Origin of the sequence: Burkholderia sp. F1, assembly GCF_050813845.1 — a bacterium.
Lineage (GTDB): Bacteria > Pseudomonadota > Gammaproteobacteria > Burkholderiales > Burkholderiaceae > Burkholderia > Burkholderia ubonensis.
On sequence record NZ_CP172421.1, the window covers coordinates 826,184 to 843,721 of the forward strand.

The window sequence follows — 17,538 nt, forward strand, 5'->3', positions numbered from 1 at the left end:
TCAGAGATCGGGGTAGAGCCGGCCGCGGTTGAAGATGCGCGCCGGATCGAACGCCGCCTTCAGCCCGCGGTGGATTTTCATCAGCGGCGCGGGGAGCGGCGTGAACACGCCGGCGCTGCGGTCGTACGATTCGCCCGCGCGGAACAGCGTCGCATGGCCGCCCGCCTGTTTCGCGCTCATGCGGACGGTCTGCGCATCGGCGTCGGTGATCCACCAGCGCTGTGCGCCGCCCCATTCCATCAGCTGGGTGCCCGGCAGGTGCATCGGCTCGGTGATGCTCGGCAGCGACAGGCGCCACAGCGCGAAGCCCGGCGGAATGCCGTTGAAGAACGGATCGGTGTGTTCGCGCAGGCCGGCCCAGAAGCGCTCGGCTTCGACCGCGTCGACGACTTCGCCGCCGAGCAGCGTCTTCGCGGTCTTCACCGCGGCCTCGGCGCCGGACAGGCGCAGCACGAGGGTGCCGTTGCGCCACGCGCTCGCGCTGACGGGCAGCGGGTGGCCGCCCCATTCGTTGAGCTTGCGCACCGCATCGGTCGCGCTCATCTCGAACTTCAGCGTGATTTCGGCGACGGGCACCGGCAGCACCTTGATCGACAGCTCGAGCATCAGCCCGAGCGTGCCGAGCGAGCCGGCCATCAGTCGCGACACGTCGTAGCCGGCGACGTTCTTCACGACCTGGCCGCCGAACCGCAGCACTTCGCCGCGGCCGTTCATCAGTTCGACGCCCAGCACGAAGTCGCGCGGCGCGCCGCAGGTTGCGCGCCGCGGGCCGGCGAGCCCCGCCGCGACGCAGCCGCCGACCGTGGCCGCGCGGCCGAAATGCGGCGGCTCGAACGGCAGCATCTGGCCGCGCTCGCCGAGGATGGCTTCGAGCTGCGCGAGCGGGGTGCCGGCGCGGGCCGTGACGACGAGTTCGGCCGGGTCGTACGACACGATGCCGTGAAACGCGCGCGTGTCGAGTATCTCGCCCTCGAGCGCCTGGCCGTACCAGTCCTTGGTGCCGCCGCCGCGCAGGCGCAGCGGCCGGCCGTCGGCGCTGGCCGCGCGAACGCGCTCGGCCCATCCGGCGACGATGTCGTCCTCTTCCATGATCGGTTGTCGTTTCGTCTCGTGTCGTTGTCCGGTCGATTGTACCGGGGTCGCGCGAATGCACATCGCGACTATCCCTAAGCCCGGATCCGGCGGCACGCAGCCACGCCGCCGGAACCGGACCGGTCCGGCTCAGGCGGCAGGGCGCGTGCCGCGCCGGCGGCTCAGAAGCGCGGCAGGTCGGGGTGCGGCAGCAGTCCGCCGCGGACGTGCTGGCGGCCGTATTCGGCACAGCGCGCGCGGGTCGGAATGCCCTTGTCGGGATTGAGCAGCCCGGGCGGATCGAACGCGCGCTTGACCGCGAAGAACGCGTCGCGCTCCTGCGGCGAAAACTGCACGCACATCGAGTTGAGCTTCTCGACGCCGACGCCGTGCTCGCCCGTCACGGTGCCGCCGAATTCGACGCAGCACTCGAGGATGTCCGCGCCGAACAGCTCGACGCGGTGCAGCTCGTCCGGATCGTTCGCGTTGTAGAGGATCAGCGGATGCATGTTGCCGTCGCCCGCGTGGAACACGTTGATGCAGCGCAGTCCGTAGCGCGCCTCCAGCTGCTCGATGCGGGCGAGCAGCGGCCCGATCGCGCGGCGCGGCACGGTGCCGTCCATGCAGTAATAGTCGGGGGAAATCCGCCCGGCGGCCGGAAACGCGTTCTTGCGGCCGGACCAGAAGCGCAGCCGCTCGCTTTCGTTGCGCGACACCTGGATGCGCGTCGCGCCGTGTTCGCGCAGCACCGCCGTCATCCGGACGATCTCCTCGGCGACTTCCTCGGGCGTGCCGTCCGATTCGCACAGCAGGATCGCCTTCGCGTCGAGGTCGTAGCCCGCGTGCGTGAACGTCTCGACCGCCTGCGTCGCCGGCTTGTCCATCATCTCGAGGCCGGCCGGGATGATCCCCGACGCGATGATCGCCGCGACCGCCTCGCCGCCCTTGACCACGTTGTCGAAGCTCGCCATCACGAGCTGCGCGGTCTGCGGTTTCGGGATCAGCCGCACCGTGACTTCGGTGACGATCGCGAACATGCCCTCGCTGCCGATCGTGACCGCGAGCAGGTCGAGGCCCGGCGTGTCGAGCGCGAGCGAGCCGAATTCGACGATTTCGCCGTCGATCGTCACCGCGCGCACGCGCATCACGTTGTGCACGGTCAGGCCGTACTTCAGGCAGTGCACGCCGCCGGAATTCTCCGCGACGTTGCCGCCGATCGTGCAGGCGATCTGCGATGACGGATCGGGTGCGTAATACAGGCCGTACGGCGCGGCGGCCTCGGAGATCGCGAGATTGCGCACGCCGGGCTGTATGGTCGCGGTGCGCGCATACGGGTCGACCTCGACGATGCGCGTGAAGCGCGCGAGCGACAGCACGACGCCGAGCGAGATCGGCAGCGCGCCGCCCGACAGGCTCGTGCCCGCGCCGCGCGGCACGATCGGCACTTCCATGCGCCGGCAGATCTGCACGATGCGCTGCACCTGCGATTCCGTCTCGGGCAGCGCGACCGCGAGCGGCAGGCGCCGGTACGCGGACAGGCCGTCGCATTCGTATGGCGCGGTGTCTTCCTCGCGATACAGCAGGCAATGCGTCGGCAGCACGGCCATCAGCGCCTGCACGACCTCGCGCTGGCGCTGCGCGCGCATCTCGGCCGACAGTTCGGGGGCGTTCATGAGGTCTCCTGCGTGGTCAGCACGTGAAGATCTTGCCGGGGTTCATCAGGTTGCGCGGGTCGAGCGCGAGCTTGATCGCGCGCATCGCGTCGATCGCGTCGTCGCCGTGCTCCTTCGGCAGGAAGCGCATCTTGTGCAGGCCGACGCCGTGCTCGCCCGTGCAGGTGCCGCCCATGCGCAGCGCGCGCTCGACGATCCGGTCGTTGATGCGCTCCGCTTCCTCGAGCTCCTCGGGCCGGTCGGGATCGATCAGGATCGCGACGTGGAAATTGCCGTCGCCGACGTGGCCGACGATCGGGCACGGCAGCGTCGACGCGCGCAGGTCGGTCTCGGTTTCCTCGACGCACGCGGCGAGCCGGGAGATCGGTACGCAGACGTCGGTCGTCACCGCGCGGCAGCCGGGCTTCAGCTGCAGCATCGCGAAGAACGCGTTGTGGCGCGCGGCCCAGAGCCGGCTGCGGTCTTCGGGCCGGGTCGCCCATTCGAAGCCCTGGCCGTGGTTCTGGCCGGCGAGCGCCTCGACCAGTTCGGCCTGTTCCTTCACGCCGGCGCCGGTGCCGTGGAATTCGAAGAACAGCGTCGGCGCCTCGGCGAGCGTCAGGTTCGAGTGGCGGTTGATCGAGCGGATGGCGAGCGCATCGACGAATTCGACGCGCGCGATCGGCACGCCGATCTGGATCGTCTCGATCACGGTGCGCACGGCGTCGCCCATCGACGGGAACGTGCAGGTCGCGGCCGACACGGCTTCCGGCATCGGGTGCAGGCGCAGCGTGATTTCGGTAATCACGCCGAGCGTGCCTTCGGAGCCGACGAACAGGCGCGTGAGGTCGTAGCCGGCCGACGACTTGCGCGCGCGCGAGCCGGTCTTCACGACGCGGCCGTCGGCGAGCACCGCGGTCAGGCCGAGCACGTTCTCGCGCATCGTGCCGTAGCGCACGGCGTTGGTGCCGGACGCGCGGGTCGCGGTCATGCCGCCGATGCTGGCGTCGGCGCCGGGATCGATCGGGAAGAACAGGCCCGTGTCGCGCAGCGCTTCATTGAGCGCCTTGCGCGTGATGCCGGGCTCGACGGTCACGGTCAGGTCTTCCGCGTTGATCGACAGCACGCGGTTCATTTCGGACAGGTCGAGCGACACGCCGCCGCGCACCGCGAGCAGGTGGCCCTCGAGCGACGAGCCCGCGCCGTACGGGATCAGCGGCACGCCGTAGAGCGCGCAGAGCGCGACGACCTGCCGGACGTCGTCGGCGCTGTGCGCGAACACGACCGCGTCGGGCAACTGCGGGTCGAACGGCGATTCGTCGCGGCCGTGATGCGCGCGCACCGCGTCGGCCGTCGACACGCGCTCGCCGAACGCGGCGCGCAGCGCATCGAGCAGGGCGGGGGCAGGGGGCGGCGCGTTCCGGTCGGTGCGGCCGGCGGGGCGGGGTGGTTCACGCAAGTCTCCTCTCGATCAGCATGGGCGCTTCGGCACCGGGCGCGGTCCCATGCAAGGCGGCGAGCGCCTCGGCACCGACTCCGATCCCGCGCCTTGCGCCTGATCCCGTGCAAGGTCCGACAGCTTGCCGGGCGGTACCGCGGCAGGGCGGTTTGCTTTCATTCTACGCTGGAACACCTGCTGCGAGCCGCGCGGCGGGCTGCGATAATCGGCATGCAATGCAACCCGGGCCGCGCCGCGGCCGAGCACGAGAGGACTTCGCATGGGCAACCGCTTGAGCAAGATCGCCACGCGCACCGGCGACGACGGCACCACCGGCCTGGGCCACGGACGGCGCGTCGGCAAGGACGACGTGCGGATCGCCGCGATCGGCGACGTCGACGAATTGAATTCGACCATCGGCGTGCTGCTCGCCGAAACGCTGCCCGACGACGTGCGCGCGGCGCTCGTTACGATCCAGCACGACCTGTTCGACCTGGGCGGCGAGCTGTGCATCCCGGGCCACACGGTGCTCGGCGATGCGCATCTCGCACGCCTCGACCAGTGGCTGGCCGACTACAACGCGACGCTGCCGCCGCTGAAGGAGTTCATCCTGCCCGGCGGTTCACGCGCGGCGGCGCTCGCGCACGTGTGCCGGACCGTTTGCCGGCGCGCGGAGCGCACGATCGTCGCGCTCGGCCGCGTCGAAACGCTGCAGGAGACGCCGCGCCGGTACGTGAACCGGCTGTCCGACCTGCTGTTCGTGCTCGCGCGCGTGCTGAACCGCACGGACGGCGGCGCGGACGTGCTGTGGGAGCGCGGCCGGGCGACTTGATTGGCGTGGGGGCCGGGGAGCCGGCCCCCAGTTGATGCGCTGCGACAATTTGTCCAGGCCGACGCGGGATTTTAAAGATGTATCGTACGTGCATGTTTAACGGAGAACGAACATGACCCACATCACCGCCGACCAGATGGCCCGAGTGAAAGCCACCGCCCCCGTCCTTGCCGAGCACGGCGCGACGATCACGAAGCATTTCTACGGGCGCATGTTCGCGCGTCACCCCGAGCTGAAGAACCTGTTCAACCAGACGCACCAGAAGACCGGCAGCCAGCCCGAGACGCTTGCGAAGGCGGTCTACGCGTATGCGGCGAACATCGACAACCTGGGGGCGCTCGGCGGTGCGGTGTCGCACATCGCGCACAAGCACGCGAGCCTGAACATCCGCCCCGAGCATTACCCGATCGTCGGCGAGAACCTGCTCGCGTCGATCGTCGAAGTGCTCGGCGACGCGGTCGATGCGGACACGCTCGAAGCGTGGCGCGTCGCGTACGGCCAGCTCGCGCAGATCCTGATCGGCGCCGAGGCGGACCTGTATGCGGGCGCGGCATGGAGCGGCTTCCGTCCGTTCAGGGTCGCGCGCAAGGTGCGCGAGAGCGACGAGATCACGTCGTTCTACCTGACGCCGGCCGACGGCGGCGCAGCGCCTGCGTTCGAGCCGGGCCAGTACGTGACCGTGAAGCGCTTCGTCGGCGACCTGGGCGTCGATCAGCCGCGCCAGTACAGCCTGTCCGACGCGCCGCACGGCAAGTGGCTGCGCATTTCGGTGAAGCGCGAGGCGGGCCGGCACGAGGCGATTCCGGCGGGCAAGGTGTCGACGCTGCTGCACGACGGCGTCGAAGAGGGTGCGATCGTCGAGGTGACCGCGCCGATGGGCGAGTTCTCGCTGAAGCGCGGCGTGCAGACGCCGGTCGTGCTGATCTCCGGCGGCGTCGGGCTCACGCCGATGGTGTCGATGGCGTCGACGCTGGTCGCGGAAGGCAGTCCGCGCGAAGTGCGCTTCATCCATGCATGCCGTTCGGGCGCGGTGCACGCGTTCCGCGACTGGCTCAACGACACCGTGCGCGAGCACGCGAACGTCAAGCGGACCGTGCTGTACGAGCTGGTCGGGCCGAACGACCGCGCGGGCATCGATCACGATCTCGAAGGGCGGCTCACGCCGGAGCGCGTGAAGCAATATGCGCTGGTGCCGGACGCCGACTATTACATCTGCGGCCCGATCGCGTTCATGAAGGCGCAGCGCGATGCGCTCGTCGCGCTGGGTGTCGCGCCGGAACGCGTGAATACCGAGATCTTCGGCTCGGGCGCGCTCGAATGACGCGTTGACGCTTCTCCTCCCCAAAGAACGAAAAAAACCCGGCGCAAGCCGGGTTTTTTTCGAAGCGAACCGACGGGGGCGCCGCCCCGGCCGTGCCGGATCAGTTCCCGCTGCCGCGCGCGACGCGCCGCGCCTTGACGGATTCCGCGAGGCCCTCGAGCACCTTGACGCTGTCCTCCCAGGCGATGCACGCATCGGTGATGCTCTGGCCGTAGGTCAGCGGGCAGCCTTCCTTCAGGTCCTGGCGGCCTTCGACGAGGTGCGACTCGACCATCACGCCGACGATGCGCTCGTCGCCCGCCGCGATCTGGCGGCCGATATCCGCGCACACCGGGATCTGGTTCTCGTGCTTCTTCGAGCTGTTCGCGTGGCTCGCGTCGATCATCAGGCGCGCGGCGAGGCCGGCCTTGCCGATGTCCGCGCACGCGGCGTTCACGCTTTCCGCGTCGTAGTTCGGCGTCTTGCCGCCGCGCAGGATCACGTGGCAGTCCTCGTTGCCGGCCGTCGACACGATTGCCGAATGGCCGCCCTTCGTCACCGACAGGAAATGGTGCGGCTGCGACGACGCCTTGATCGCGTCGACCGCGATCTTCACGTTGCCGTCGGTGCCGTTCTTGAAGCCGACCGGGCACGACAGCCCCGACGCCAGCTCGCGGTGCACCTGCGATTCGGTCGTGCGCGCGCCGATCGCGCCCCACGAGATCAGGTCCGCGATGTACTGCGGGCTGATCATGTCGAGGTATTCGGTCCCGGCCGGCAGCCCCAGCTCGTTGATGTGCAGCAGCAGCTCGCGTGCGGTGCGCAGCCCTTCGTTGATCTTGAAGCTGTTGTCGAGGTGCGGATCGTTGATGAGCCCCTTCCAGCCGACCGTCGTGCGCGGCTTCTCGAAGTACACGCGCATCACGATTTCCAGCTCGTTCTTGAGGCGCTCGCGCTCCTTGACGAGTCGCCCCGCGTACTCGAGCGCCGCCTTCGTGTCGTGGATCGAGCACGGCCCGATCACGACGATCAGCCGGTCGTCCATCCCGTGCAGGATCCGGTGCATCGACTGCCGCGCGTTGTAGATCAGCTCGGACGCGGCTTCGGAGCACGCGAACTCGCGGATCAGGTGGGCGGGCGGCGTCAGCTCCTTGAGTTCACGAATGCGGACATCGTCGGTATTGTGCGGGGGCATGCTGTTTCTCCTTGATAGGGCTAGCCGTTCGGTCAGTGCGCGTGCGGCAAATTCATCAATTCAGGCAATTCAGTCGTTTCGGCCAGCGCTGCGGGGTGGCTGCGGCGACGACCGGGTGGCGAAGGGCGAAAAAAAACCGCCGGGTTCGCCGGCGGTTTTTTCGGGAATTTTGGTTGCGCTTTACGCGCCATCAACCCTCTCGATCCGCCAGCGGTCTGAGATGCCAAAAAAAGTAAAAGTAAAACTTGGCGGACATGACGGAAAGTTGGTTCGTCAAAAAAGTTGATTCGGAATTTATACCCGCTCGCCGTGCGGCTGGCAACCGGGGTGCGACGAAAATGCGGACATTCCGCGCGTTTTTCGCAAAATGCGCGGAATGTCTGCGCGGCGATGCGGTTATGCCGTGCCGCCGACCGTCATCTTGTCGATCCGGAGGGTCGGCTGGCCGACGCCGACCGGCACGCTCTGGCCTTCCTTGCCGCATACGCCGACGCCGGTGTCGAGCGACATGTCGTTGCCGATCATGCTCACGTACTTCAGCGATTCCGGGCCGCTGCCGATCAGCGTCGCGCCCTTGACCGGGTACGTGATCTTGCCGTTCTCGATCATGTACGCCTCGGATGCCGAGAACACGAACTTGCCGTTCGTGATGTCGACCTGGCCGCCGCCGAAGTTCACCGCGTACAGGCCGTTCTTCACCGACGCGATGATTTCCTGCGGGTCCTTGTCGCCGTTCAGCATGTAGGTGTTGGTCATGCGCGGCATCGGCAGCGCCGCGTACGACTCGCGCCGCGCGTTGCCGGTGACGGGCATCTTCATCAGGCGCGCGTTCAGCGTGTCCTGGATGTAGCCCTTCAGGATCCCGTCCTCGATCAGCGTCGTGCACTGCGTCGGGTTGCCTTCGTCGTCGATGTTCAGCGAGCCGCGGCGGTTCGGCAGCGTGCCGTCGTCGACGACGGTCACGCCCTTCGCTGCGACCTGCTCGCCGATCCGGCCCGCGAACGCCGACGAGCCCTTGCGGTTGAAGTCGCCCTCGAGACCGTGGCCGATCGCCTCGTGCAGCAGCACGCCCGGCCAGCCCGGCCCGAGCACGACCGTCATCGCGCCGGCCGGCGCGGGGCGCGCATCGAGGTTCACGAGCGCCGCGTGCACCGCGTCGTCGACGTAGCGCGACAGCACGTCGTCGGTGAAGTAGCCGTAGTCGAAGCGGCCGCCGCCGCCGCCGCTGCCGATCTCGCGGCGGCCGTTCTGCTCGGCGATCACCGTCACCGACACGCGCACCAGCGGGCGGATGTCCGCCGCGAGCGCGCCGTCGCTGCGCGCGACGAGCACGACATCGTATTCGCCGGCGAGGCCCGCCATCACCTGCGTGATGCGCGGGTCGCGGCCGCGCGCCATCTGCTCGATGCGCTCGAGCAGCTTGACCTTGGCCGTGGCGTCGAGCGACGCGAGCGGGTCGGACGGCAGGTACAGGTCGCGGCCCGAGATGCCCTTCAGCGACGTGGCCGCCTTGACCTTCTGCCGGCCGCCGCCCGCGGCCGCGATCGCCTTGGTGGCCGCGGCCGCCTGTGCGATCGCCTCGGGCGACAGGTCGTCGGAATACGCGAACGCGGTGCGGTCGCCCGCGACCGCGCGCACGCCGACGCCCTGGTCGATGCTGAAGCTGCCCGATTTGACGATGCCTTCCTCGAGACTCCACGCTTCGCTGCGGGTTGCCTGGAAGTACAGGTCCGCGTAGTCGACGCGATGCGTGAAGATGTCGGCGATCGTGCGCGTCAGGAGGCTCTCGTCGAGGCCATAGGGCGTGAGCAGGATGTCCTTCGCCAGCGCCAGGTTGCGGATGCCGGGTTCGATGATGTTCATGCGGGTATCGGGGTTTCTCAAAAAAGTGTCGGGTGCTGATCGGGTGCGGATAGGGGGCAGATGGTTCGCCCGGGCCGGGGTTTCAAGGGGGCAGGCCGGTGAGGGCGGGCGTCAGCCGAGCACGCGGTGCCGCCACGCGGGCAGGCTCTGGCGCACGTCCGCGATGCGTTGCGGGTCGAGCGTGCCGATCACGACGCTCGCGCCTTCGGCGCGCACCGCGACGATCTCGCCCCACGGGTCGACCAGCATGCTGTGGCCCCAGGTGCGCCGGCCGTTCTCGTGCCTGCCGCCCTGCGCGGCCGCGAGCACGTAGCACTGGTTCTCGACCGCCCGTGCGCGCAGCAGCGTTTCCCAGTGCGCGCGGCCGGTCGTGTAGGTGAACGCCGACGGCACGACGACCAGCGCGCAGTCGCCCATCTTGCGGTACAGCTCCGGAAAGCGCAGATCGTAACAGACCGACAGCCCGACGCGGCCGAACGGTGCGTCGAACGTGACGACCGTGTCGCCCGGGCGGATCGTGCGCGCCTCGTCGAACGACTCGTTGCCCTTCTCGAAATTGAACAGGTGGATCTTGTCGTAGCGGGCCGCCTCGGTCCCGGACGGATCGAACACGAGCGTCGTGTTCAGCACGCGGTTCGCCTCCGGCGCCTTCAGCGGCAGCGTGCCGCCGATCATCCAGATGCCGTGGCGGCGCGCGGCGTCGGCGAGGAACTGCTGGATCGGGCCGTCGCGGTAAGGTTCGGCGAGCGCGAGCTTGTCGGTGTCCTGGTGCCCCATGAAGCAGAAATACTCGGGCAGCAGCACGAGCTGCGCGCCTTCGCCGGCCGCCTCCGCGATCAGGCGGCGCGCCTCGGCGAGATTGCGCGCGACGTCCGGCGTGCTCACCATCTGCAGCGCGGCAATCCGGACGGGCGTGGCGGAAAGGGCGGGGTCGGTCATCGCGAAATCGGTTGCGTCATAAATGGGGTGCGGCCTGTGCGGCTCAGGGGTTCGACGTGCCGGCCGCGTCGTGATTCATCTTACCCTGATCGCCCCGTACCCGCTCGATGTGCGGATGCGCCCACGAGCCGTTGATCGCGTAGTCGATCGCGAATGCGCGCGACAGCGTCTCCGACAGCGCGTAGTTCGCGGCCAGCACGCCGACGCCGAGCAGCGGGTTGATGATCGCGGCCGCGATCGCCGCCGTGCCGGCGCCGATCTTCGGCGCAACGTGCGCACGCAGGTCCTGCGTCTCGGCGCCGAGGTCGACCGAGCCCTTCAGCGTGACCTTCGCGGGCGACGTCGTCATCTCGAAATCGTCGGTGCGCGCGATGCCGTTGGTGATCTGGCCGGTGCCGGTGATTTTCTCGAACGGCAGCCCCTTGCCGACGACCTCGCGGAAATTGAGCGTCAGGAAGCGCGCGAGGCTCTGCAGGCTCAGCACGCCGAGCAGCTTCGCCGCGCCCGGATCGACCTTCAGGATCTCGCCGTGCTCGAGGTCGAGCGCGAGATGGCCGTTGAGCGACGGGTAGTCGAGCGCCGTCGGGCCGCCGCGCCAGCCGACCTTGCCGGTCAGCGTGCCGTGGCCGTCCCCGACGGTGCGGGGCAGGCCGACGCGGTCGAGCAGCGCGCCGGCGTTGTCGATGTCGAGCTTGAAGTCGAATACGGAGCGGCGTGGCGCGTCGGCTTCGTCGGCGCCGCGCGCGAGCGCCCGGCGCGACGTGCGCCAGTTGCCGGTCGCGGTGAGCTTCGCCGCCGGGTTCGACAGCTCCAGCCTGTCGAGCAGCCAGACCGGCACGCCGTCTTCCTCGACGTTGCGCGCGTTGACGACCAGCCGGCCGATGTCGTGGCCGCGCTCGACGACTTCATCGACGACCAGGTCGATCGACGGAATCGGGCGGTCGGCCGGCGTCGGCAGGTTCATCGCGCGGCCGACGAGATCCTGCTCGGCGCTCTGCGGAATCACGAGCTTCGCGAGCCGCGCGTTCAGCACGCCTGCGCCGTTGTTGCCGCCGCCCGGCGCCCACGACAGGTAGCCGGATACCTGGTTCGACGCGATGTTCGCCTGCCACAGCTCGTCGACGTGCGACGCGCCGACGATCACGTTTTCCCAGTTGCGCTTGAGCAGCTTCAGCGTGCCGAAATGGAACGCAAAGCGCTTCGGCGCGAAGCTGGCGAGATCGATGCGTTCGGCCGCCTGCGGCTCCTGCGCGCGCTGCGGGCCGCGCAGCGTGTGCGCGAGCGCGAGCCACGCGTCGGCGTCCAGCTCGCCGACGTCGACGGCCGCGCTCACGCCTTCCTGCGGCACGTCGGGCATCCGGTGGATCCCCATCGCACCGCGCACCGCGCGCAGCGGCTGGCCGGGCGTCGCGTCGAGCATGTAGGTCGCGGCGATCGGGCCGAGCGTCAGGTTGGCGCGCACGAGGCGCCGCGCGTCCGTCTGCGGCGTCGCCGGCTGCAGCGTGAAGCTGAACGGCATCGGCGTGCCCGCGGGCTTCGCGAACGGCGCGGGGAAGTTCAGCGCGACGCCCGTCAGGTCCGAGCGGGCCGTGACGTCGGGCAGGCGGCCCGGCATGCCGCGCACCGCGATCCGGTACGGCGCGTCGCCGACCACGTGCTCGAGCAGCGCGGCCGCGGGGCCGTGCAGGTTCAGGCCGCGCGCGGCGTCCAGCGCGAGCCGGCCGTCGATGTCGAACGCGTACGGGCCGTGCGACGTCAGGCTGCCGTTCGCGCGCACCGGGCCGCCGAGGAAGCGGGCGGAGAGGTTGTCGAGCGCCGCGCCGGACTGCGTGAATCGAACGCTGCCGCGCAGCGCGGACAGCGGCGGCACGCCGTCGGTCGACAGCGTGTTGCCGCCGAACGCGAGCGAGCCTTCGACGCTCGTGTGCTGGTGCGCGATCCGCTGCGGGATCGTCAGCTTGAGCGCGAGCGTCGCGGGCCCTTGCGCGTCGATCCGTTCGCCGACGTGGCCGCTCAGGCTCCCGAGCGTGCTGTTGTTCGCATAGTCGATCAGGTCGGCGAGCGGGCCGTGCGCGTCACCTTCGATCACGAGCGGCGACGTGACCGGGCGGCCGAGGTCGTCGATCCGGCCGCGGACCTTCGTCAGCACGACCTGCTTGTAGGACGCGCGGGCGATGTCGAAGCGCAGCTTGTTCTGCTCGAGCTCGAACACGCCGTCGATGCCGGTGAGTGCGGGCCACACGCTCGGCGTGCCGTTCGCGAGCTTGTGCGGCGGGAACGGGGTCGGTTCGAACTGGCCGCCGGTGAACGGCGCGACGATGCGGAACACGCCGCCGCTCGGGTCGTGCTCGTACGGGAAGGTCTCGAGCGGGCCGTGCGCGACGATCGACGCGCCCTTGGTGACCTGTCCCGCCTGCAGCGCGTGGCCGAGATACTGGCGCAGGTGCTCGGCCATGCCGGTCGGCAGGTAGCGCGGGATGCGGGCGACGGCGGCGCGCGCGAAGTCGGCGCGCAGGTCGAGGGAGCCGCGGCCGTGGCCCGGGTTCGTGTAGCTGCCCGATACCGCGATCTCGGCGTCCGGGTTCGACACGAGCAGGTCGGGCACCGTCACGTCGACGCGCGCGTGCTTCTCGCCCGGCGCCGGCGTGACGACCCATTTCGCGTTGCCGCGCAGCCGGTCGAACGCGAGGCGCGGCTCGTCGAACTCGCCGGGCACCGTGACCGCGGCGTTGACCGTGTCGAAATGCGCGACGCCGCCCGTCTCGGTCGCGTCGACGCGGCCCCACAGGTTTTCGATCCCCGGCCAGCCGGCGCGCGGATGGCCGTGCGCGGACAGGCCGGGCGGCGGCTCCTGCGCGGCGAAGCTGATGCCCTGCAGGTCGCCGAGGAAGCGGTAGCGGACGACCGGCGCGGCGCCGGTACGCTTCTCTTCTTCGGCGAGCTCGGCCTTCTCCGGCTTCGCGCGCTCGACCTCGATGTGATAGTTCGACACCATCCCGCGCGGGTCGACCCGCACGAGCTCGTTGCGCAGGTGGGCCGGCAGCGGCAGCCCGCGGATGAATTCGCTGAGGATGCCGAGATCGACGCGGTCGCCGGCCACGCTGATCAGCTGCCCCTGGCTAGCGGACGGCACCCGGTAACGCGCGGCGAGCGTCGCCATGCCGAGCGAGCGGGCGAGCGGCGTGCCGTCCGGCAGCGGCGGCTGGCCCAGCTCCGCGTGAAAGCGCGACAGGTGCAGCGTGTAGTCGTGGCCGGGGTCCATCGTCATGTCCCAGCCGAAGCGGGCGATCGGCACGTCGAGGCGCGGCTGCGTCGGCCGCACGCGCAGCGCGACGTCCGCGCCCTGCAGGTTGCCGCCCGCCGAGCGCAGGCGGCCGTCCCGGAAGGTCGCCCAGATCGCGTTGTCGATCCGGCCCGCGTACATCGTGAACGGCATGTTTACGTAGCGGGCAAGGGTCGGCAGATCGACGGGACCGGTCGACAGGTACGCATCGCCGGTCCAGTTCGCCGGCTTGCCGATCGGCCCGAGCGCCTTGTGCGTGAAGCGCGCGCGGAAATCCAGCGGGCCGCGCAGCAGCGTGCCGTTCGCGGGCGCCTGCAGCGCCGCCCGGTGGACGCGCCCGTCGTTGAGCACCGCGAGCCGGATCCCGGCCAGCGCGAGCTCCGGCGCGTCGTGCCGCGCGTCGCGCCAGCGCAGCGTGCCGCCGCGCAGCACGATCGCTTCCTGCTTGAGGAGCCAGGTGCTGAACGTGTCGTTGCCGCCGTGGGTGGTCGGCACGCCGACCCCGGCGATGAACAGCTCGCCGTCCGCGTTGCGCTCGACGACCAGGTCCGGCTGGTCGACGATCAGGCTCGACAGCGCCGGCGACAGGCGCAGCAGCGACCACCAGGACAGCGCAGCGGTCGCATGCGGCACCGACAGCGCGTCCCGGCCGTCGCGGCCGCGGATCGTCAGCCCGGTGACTTCGACGCCCGGCTGCATGCCGGACCAGTGCGGTGCCAGCTTGCCGATCGACAACTGCGCGTGGAGCTTGTCGGAAACGAACTGCTCGATGCGCGGCCGGTAGTCGTCGACGCGGGGCAGCAGCACGTAGCGAAGCCCGAGGAATGCGCCCGACGCGACGAAGTAGGTGCCCGCCCCGATCGCCAGCGTGATCCTGAACACGCGGCGCAATACCGGATGATCGTGCTTCGGAGGTCCCGCTTTGGGCACTGCTACGGCGGATTCCTGACGGTCGGACATGCGGCGGACGGGCGGCGGTGTGGTAGTTTGCGAACTGACGTTGAAATGTATCACACGGGTCCGTGCCGGCGGCCGTTGCGGCGGCGCGGCACGGGCTTCCCGGTGCGCGATCGTGCGCCTGCCGCGCTCGCGGCAGCGCGTGCACGTTCCTTTATCGCCCGATCCTTGCGCAAGGCCCGCATCTCGATGACCGACGCTTCAGCCCTGATCAGCACGTCCTATTCCCACTATCTGGCGCGCGCGGTCGCGGCGCGCCCGGCGCTCGCCGGCCGGATCGCCGCGTGGGCGGCCGCGCCCTTGTCCCGCGCGCAGCTCGAAACGCGGCTCGACGAGCTGCTCGCGGCGCCAGCCGGAGCGGCCGCGCCGACCGAGGACCAGTTCAAGAAGGCGCTCCGCCAGTTGCGCGCCGAGGTGTTCGGGGCGGTCGCCGAGCGCGACCTGCGCGGGCTTGCCGACGTCGCCGAGGTCACGGGCGCGATGACCGACCTCGCCGAGGTGGCCGTGCAGCGCGCGCTCGCGCTGCTGTCGGCCGAGCTCGACGCGCTGTACGGCGAGCCGCGCGGCGCCGACGGCCAGCGCGTCGTGCTCGGCGTGGTCGGGATGGGCAAGCTGGGCGGGCGCGAACTGAACGTGTCGTCCGACATCGACCTGATCTTCGTCTACGAGGACGACGGCGAGACGGCGGGCGGCGCCCGCGCGGCGCTGTCGACGCAGGAATACTTCACGCGGCTCGGCCGGCGCCTGATCGGCGTGCTGTCCGAAGTGACGGCCGACGGCTACGTGTTCCGCGTCGACATGCGGCTGCGCCCGAACGGCGATTCCGGGCCGCTCGTCTGCAGCCTCGGGATGCTCGAGGAGTATTTCTACGTGCAGGGGCGCGAGTGGGAGCGCTACGCGTGGATCAAGGGCCGGCTCGTGTCGGAAGGGCAAAGCGACGCGGCCCGGCGGCTCGCGACGCAGCTCGACGCGATCGTCAAGCCGTTCGTCTACCGGCGCTACCTCGATTTCGGCGTGATCGGCGCGATTCGCTCGCTGCACCAGCAGATCCGCCAGGAAGCGGCGCGCCGCGCTTCGATGCGGCCGGACAAGGCCGACGACATCAAGCTCGGGCGCGGCGGGATCCGCGAGATCGAATTCAGCGCGCAGGTGTTCCAGCTGATTCGCGGGGGCCAGGACGCGGGCTTTCGCGTGCGGCCGACGCTCGCCGTGCTGCGCCATGCGCAGGCGCGCGGGCTGATCGGCGACGACGTCGACGCGCGGCTCGCCGACGCGTACCGCTTCCTGCGCACGCTCGAGCACCGGCTGCAATACCGCAACGACGCGCAGACCCACGCGATGCCGGTCGACGCCGACGAGCGCGCGGCGCTGGCGGCATCGCTCGGCCTGGCCGACTATGCGGCGCTGATGACGGTGCTGGACGGCCACCGGACCTTCGTCGAGGCGCAGTTCGACCAGATCTTCGCGGACAAGGTCAGCGGCGGGTCATGCGGGGCCGCCGACGACAGCGCGGCGGCCTGGATCTGGAGCGGCGCGCTCGCCGACGACGGCGCGGACGATACGCTGGCGGCCCGTCTGGAAAGCCTTGGTTTCGGCGATCCGCAGGCCGTGCTGACGCGCCTGCGCGCGGTCTGGCGGTCGTCGCGCTACACGGGCCTCGCGGAAAAGAGCCGCCAGCGCTTCGACAGCGTCGCGCAGCGCGCGCTCGAGGCCGCGCCGCGAATCGACGCCGCGCACCGCGACGACACGATCGTGCGGCTCTTTGACCTGCTCGAGACGGTCAGCCGGCGCGGCGTCTATCTCGCGCTGCTGACCGAGTACCCGGCGGCGCTCGACCGCGTGCTGTCGGTGCTCGGCGCGACGCGCTGGGGCGGCGGCTACCTGATCCGGCATCCGCAGCTGCTCGACGAGCTGCTCGACGACGAGGCGATCGCGAGTCCGTTCGACTGGCCCGCGTTCAAGGACGCGCTGCGCGCGCGGCTCGCGGCGGCCGACGGCCCCGAGCAGCAGATGGACCTGCTGCGCCACGCGCAGCACGCGGAGGTGTTCCGCATCCTGCTGATCGATCTCGCCGGGCAGCTGTCGGTCGAGCACATCAGCGACCGCCTGTCCGAGCTGGCCGACGCGGTGCTCGACGTGACGATCGAGATCGTCTGGTCGCAGCTCGCGAAGCGCCACCGCGACGTGCCGAAGTTTGCGGTGATCGCGTACGGCAAGCTGGGCGGCAAGGAGCTCGGCTATGCGTCGGATCTCGACCTGATTTTCCTGTACGACGACCCGGACGAGCGCGCGGCGGACGTCTACACGACCTTCACGCGGCGGCTGATCACGTGGCTGACGACCGCGACCGGCGCGGGCGCGCTGTTCGACATCGACCTGCGGCTGCGGCCGAACGGCGAGGCCGGGCTGCTCGTCACCGATCTCGACGCGTTCCGCCGCTACCAGCTGCGCGAGGGCGACGCGGCGAACACCGCGTGGGTCTGGGAGCATCAGGCGCTGACGCGGGCGCGCTACAGCGCGGGCGACGCGCAGATCGGCGCGGCGTTCGAGGCGATCCGCCAGCAGGTGCTGACGATGCCGCGCGACGCGGCCGTGCTTGCGAAGGAAATCGTCGACATGCGCGACAAGGTGTTCGCCGGCCATCCGAACCACGGCGAGCTGTTCGACCTGAAGCACGACCGCGGCGGGATGGTCGACATCGAGTTCATCGTCCAGTACTGGGTGCTGCTGCATGCGTCGCGCGATCCGGAGCTGATTCGCAATACCGGCAACATCGCGCTGCTGCGCGAGGTCGCGCGCTTCGGGCTGATGAGCGAGGCGGAGGCGGAGTGCGTCGGCGCGGCCTATCGCAGGTACCGGAAGCTGCAGCACAAGCTGCGGCTCGACGGGATGGAGAAGGCGCGGGTCGATCCGGCGACGGTCGCCGACGAGCGGGCGGCGGTGACGGCGCTGTGGGAGCGGGTGTTCGGGGAGGCTGGGGCTGCGGGCTGACGGCGGTTCGGCTGAAA

Annotated in this window: 10 protein-coding genes and 1 pseudogene; 4 read left to right on the forward strand and 7 right to left on the reverse strand. The window is 70.1% G+C overall.

The window, feature by feature from the left end:
- The 3 genes and pseudogenes from glcE to ACFIMZ_RS04040 all read right to left on the reverse strand — a co-directional run bounded on the left by glcE (window position 1) and on the right by ACFIMZ_RS04040 (window position 4,178).
- Window positions 1-1,089 (reverse strand): glycolate oxidase subunit GlcE, encoded by a 1,089-nt coding sequence (gene glcE, locus ACFIMZ_RS04030; protein WP_431821496.1) that lies wholly within the window; start codon window positions 1,087-1,089, stop codon window positions 1-3.
- Between the two features lie 164 nt (window positions 1,090-1,253).
- A complete protein-coding gene (locus ACFIMZ_RS04035) occupies window positions 1,254-2,744 on the reverse strand; it encodes an FAD-linked oxidase C-terminal domain-containing protein (RefSeq protein ID WP_431821497.1) in 1,491 nt (496 codons plus the stop codon).
- 16 nt (window positions 2,745-2,760) lie between these two features.
- Window positions 2,761-4,178, reverse strand: a pseudogene (locus tag ACFIMZ_RS04040) (FAD-binding oxidoreductase).
- 263 nt (window positions 4,179-4,441) lie between these two features.
- Between ACFIMZ_RS04040 and ACFIMZ_RS04045 the strand changes: the two are divergent.
- Together ACFIMZ_RS04045 and hmpA are read left to right on the forward strand one after the other, a co-directional pair.
- Window positions 4,442-4,993 carry a cob(I)yrinic acid a,c-diamide adenosyltransferase gene (locus tag ACFIMZ_RS04045; RefSeq protein WP_431821498.1) on the forward strand — a complete coding sequence of 184 codons (552 nt, stop codon included), beginning with the start codon at window positions 4,442-4,444 and terminating at the stop codon, window positions 4,991-4,993.
- A gap of 112 nt (window positions 4,994-5,105) precedes the next feature.
- Entirely contained in the window at window positions 5,106-6,314 is a 1,209-nt protein-coding gene (hmpA, locus tag ACFIMZ_RS04050; protein WP_431821499.1) for an NO-inducible flavohemoprotein, read from the forward strand.
- A gap of 100 nt (window positions 6,315-6,414) precedes the next feature.
- Here hmpA and aroG read toward each other — a convergent pair whose 3' ends face one another.
- Complete coding sequence (aroG, locus tag ACFIMZ_RS04055) at window positions 6,415-7,488, reverse strand: 3-deoxy-7-phosphoheptulonate synthase AroG (protein ID WP_431821500.1); 1,074 nt, start codon at window positions 7,486-7,488, stop codon at window positions 6,415-6,417.
- On the opposite strand from aroG, the gene ACFIMZ_RS04060 reads away from it, so the two are divergent.
- Window positions 7,487-7,774 carry a hypothetical protein gene (locus tag ACFIMZ_RS04060; protein ID WP_431821501.1) on the forward strand — a complete coding sequence of 96 codons (288 nt, stop codon included), beginning with the start codon at window positions 7,487-7,489 and terminating at the stop codon, window positions 7,772-7,774. The genes aroG and ACFIMZ_RS04060 overlap by 2 nt on opposite strands.
- Window positions 7,775-7,884: 110 nt before the next feature.
- On the opposite strand, the gene tldD is transcribed toward ACFIMZ_RS04060, so the two are convergent.
- The 3 genes from tldD to ACFIMZ_RS04075 form a co-directional block, all read right to left on the reverse strand.
- Window positions 7,885-9,351 (reverse strand): metalloprotease TldD, encoded by a 1,467-nt coding sequence (gene tldD / locus ACFIMZ_RS04065; protein ID WP_124649656.1) that lies wholly within the window; start codon window positions 9,349-9,351, stop codon window positions 7,885-7,887.
- Between the two features lie 111 nt (window positions 9,352-9,462).
- Entirely contained in the window at window positions 9,463-10,290 is an 828-nt protein-coding gene (locus ACFIMZ_RS04070) for a carbon-nitrogen hydrolase family protein (RefSeq protein WP_431821502.1), read from the reverse strand.
- Between the two features lie 43 nt (window positions 10,291-10,333).
- Window positions 10,334-14,533, reverse strand: a complete 4,200-nt coding sequence (locus ACFIMZ_RS04075; RefSeq protein ID WP_431821503.1) for a YhdP family protein — start codon at window positions 14,531-14,533, stop codon at window positions 10,334-10,336.
- 186 nt (window positions 14,534-14,719) lie between these two features.
- Here ACFIMZ_RS04075 and glnE point away from each other — a divergent pair, with 186 nt between their 5' ends.
- On the forward strand, window positions 14,720-17,521 hold the full coding sequence (gene glnE, locus ACFIMZ_RS04080; protein WP_431821504.1) for a bifunctional [glutamate--ammonia ligase]-adenylyl-L-tyrosine phosphorylase/[glutamate--ammonia-ligase] adenylyltransferase: 2,802 nt from the start codon (window positions 14,720-14,722) through the stop codon (window positions 17,519-17,521).
- The last annotated feature ends 17 nt before the right edge of the window (window positions 17,522-17,538 follow it).

Excerpts from the sequence above, each read along its gene's own strand:
- glcE (WP_431821496.1), bottom strand. The coding sequence starts at position 1,089 with ATGGAAGAGGACGACATCGTCGCCGGATGGGCCGAGCGCGTTCGCGCG.
- ACFIMZ_RS04035 (WP_431821497.1), bottom strand. The coding sequence starts at position 2,744 with ATGAACGCCCCCGAACTGTCGGCCGAGATGCGCGCGCAGCGCCAGCGC.
- ACFIMZ_RS04045 (WP_431821498.1), top strand. The coding sequence starts at position 4,442 with ATGGGCAACCGCTTGAGCAAGATCGCCACGCGCACCGGCGACGACGGC.
- hmpA (WP_431821499.1), top strand. The coding sequence starts at position 5,106 with ATGACCCACATCACCGCCGACCAGATGGCCCGAGTGAAAGCCACCGCC.
- ACFIMZ_RS04060 (WP_431821501.1), top strand. The coding sequence starts at position 7,487 with ATGCTGTTTCTCCTTGATAGGGCTAGCCGTTCGGTCAGTGCGCGTGCG.
- aroG (WP_431821500.1), bottom strand. The coding sequence starts at position 7,488 with ATGCCCCCGCACAATACCGACGATGTCCGCATTCGTGAACTCAAGGAG.
- tldD (WP_124649656.1), bottom strand. The coding sequence starts at position 9,351 with ATGAACATCATCGAACCCGGCATCCGCAACCTGGCGCTGGCGAAGGAC.
- ACFIMZ_RS04070 (WP_431821502.1), bottom strand. The coding sequence starts at position 10,290 with ATGACCGACCCCGCCCTTTCCGCCACGCCCGTCCGGATTGCCGCGCTG.
- ACFIMZ_RS04075 (WP_431821503.1), bottom strand. The coding sequence starts at position 14,533 with ATGTCCGACCGTCAGGAATCCGCCGTAGCAGTGCCCAAAGCGGGACCT.
- glnE (WP_431821504.1), top strand. The coding sequence starts at position 14,720 with ATGACCGACGCTTCAGCCCTGATCAGCACGTCCTATTCCCACTATCTG.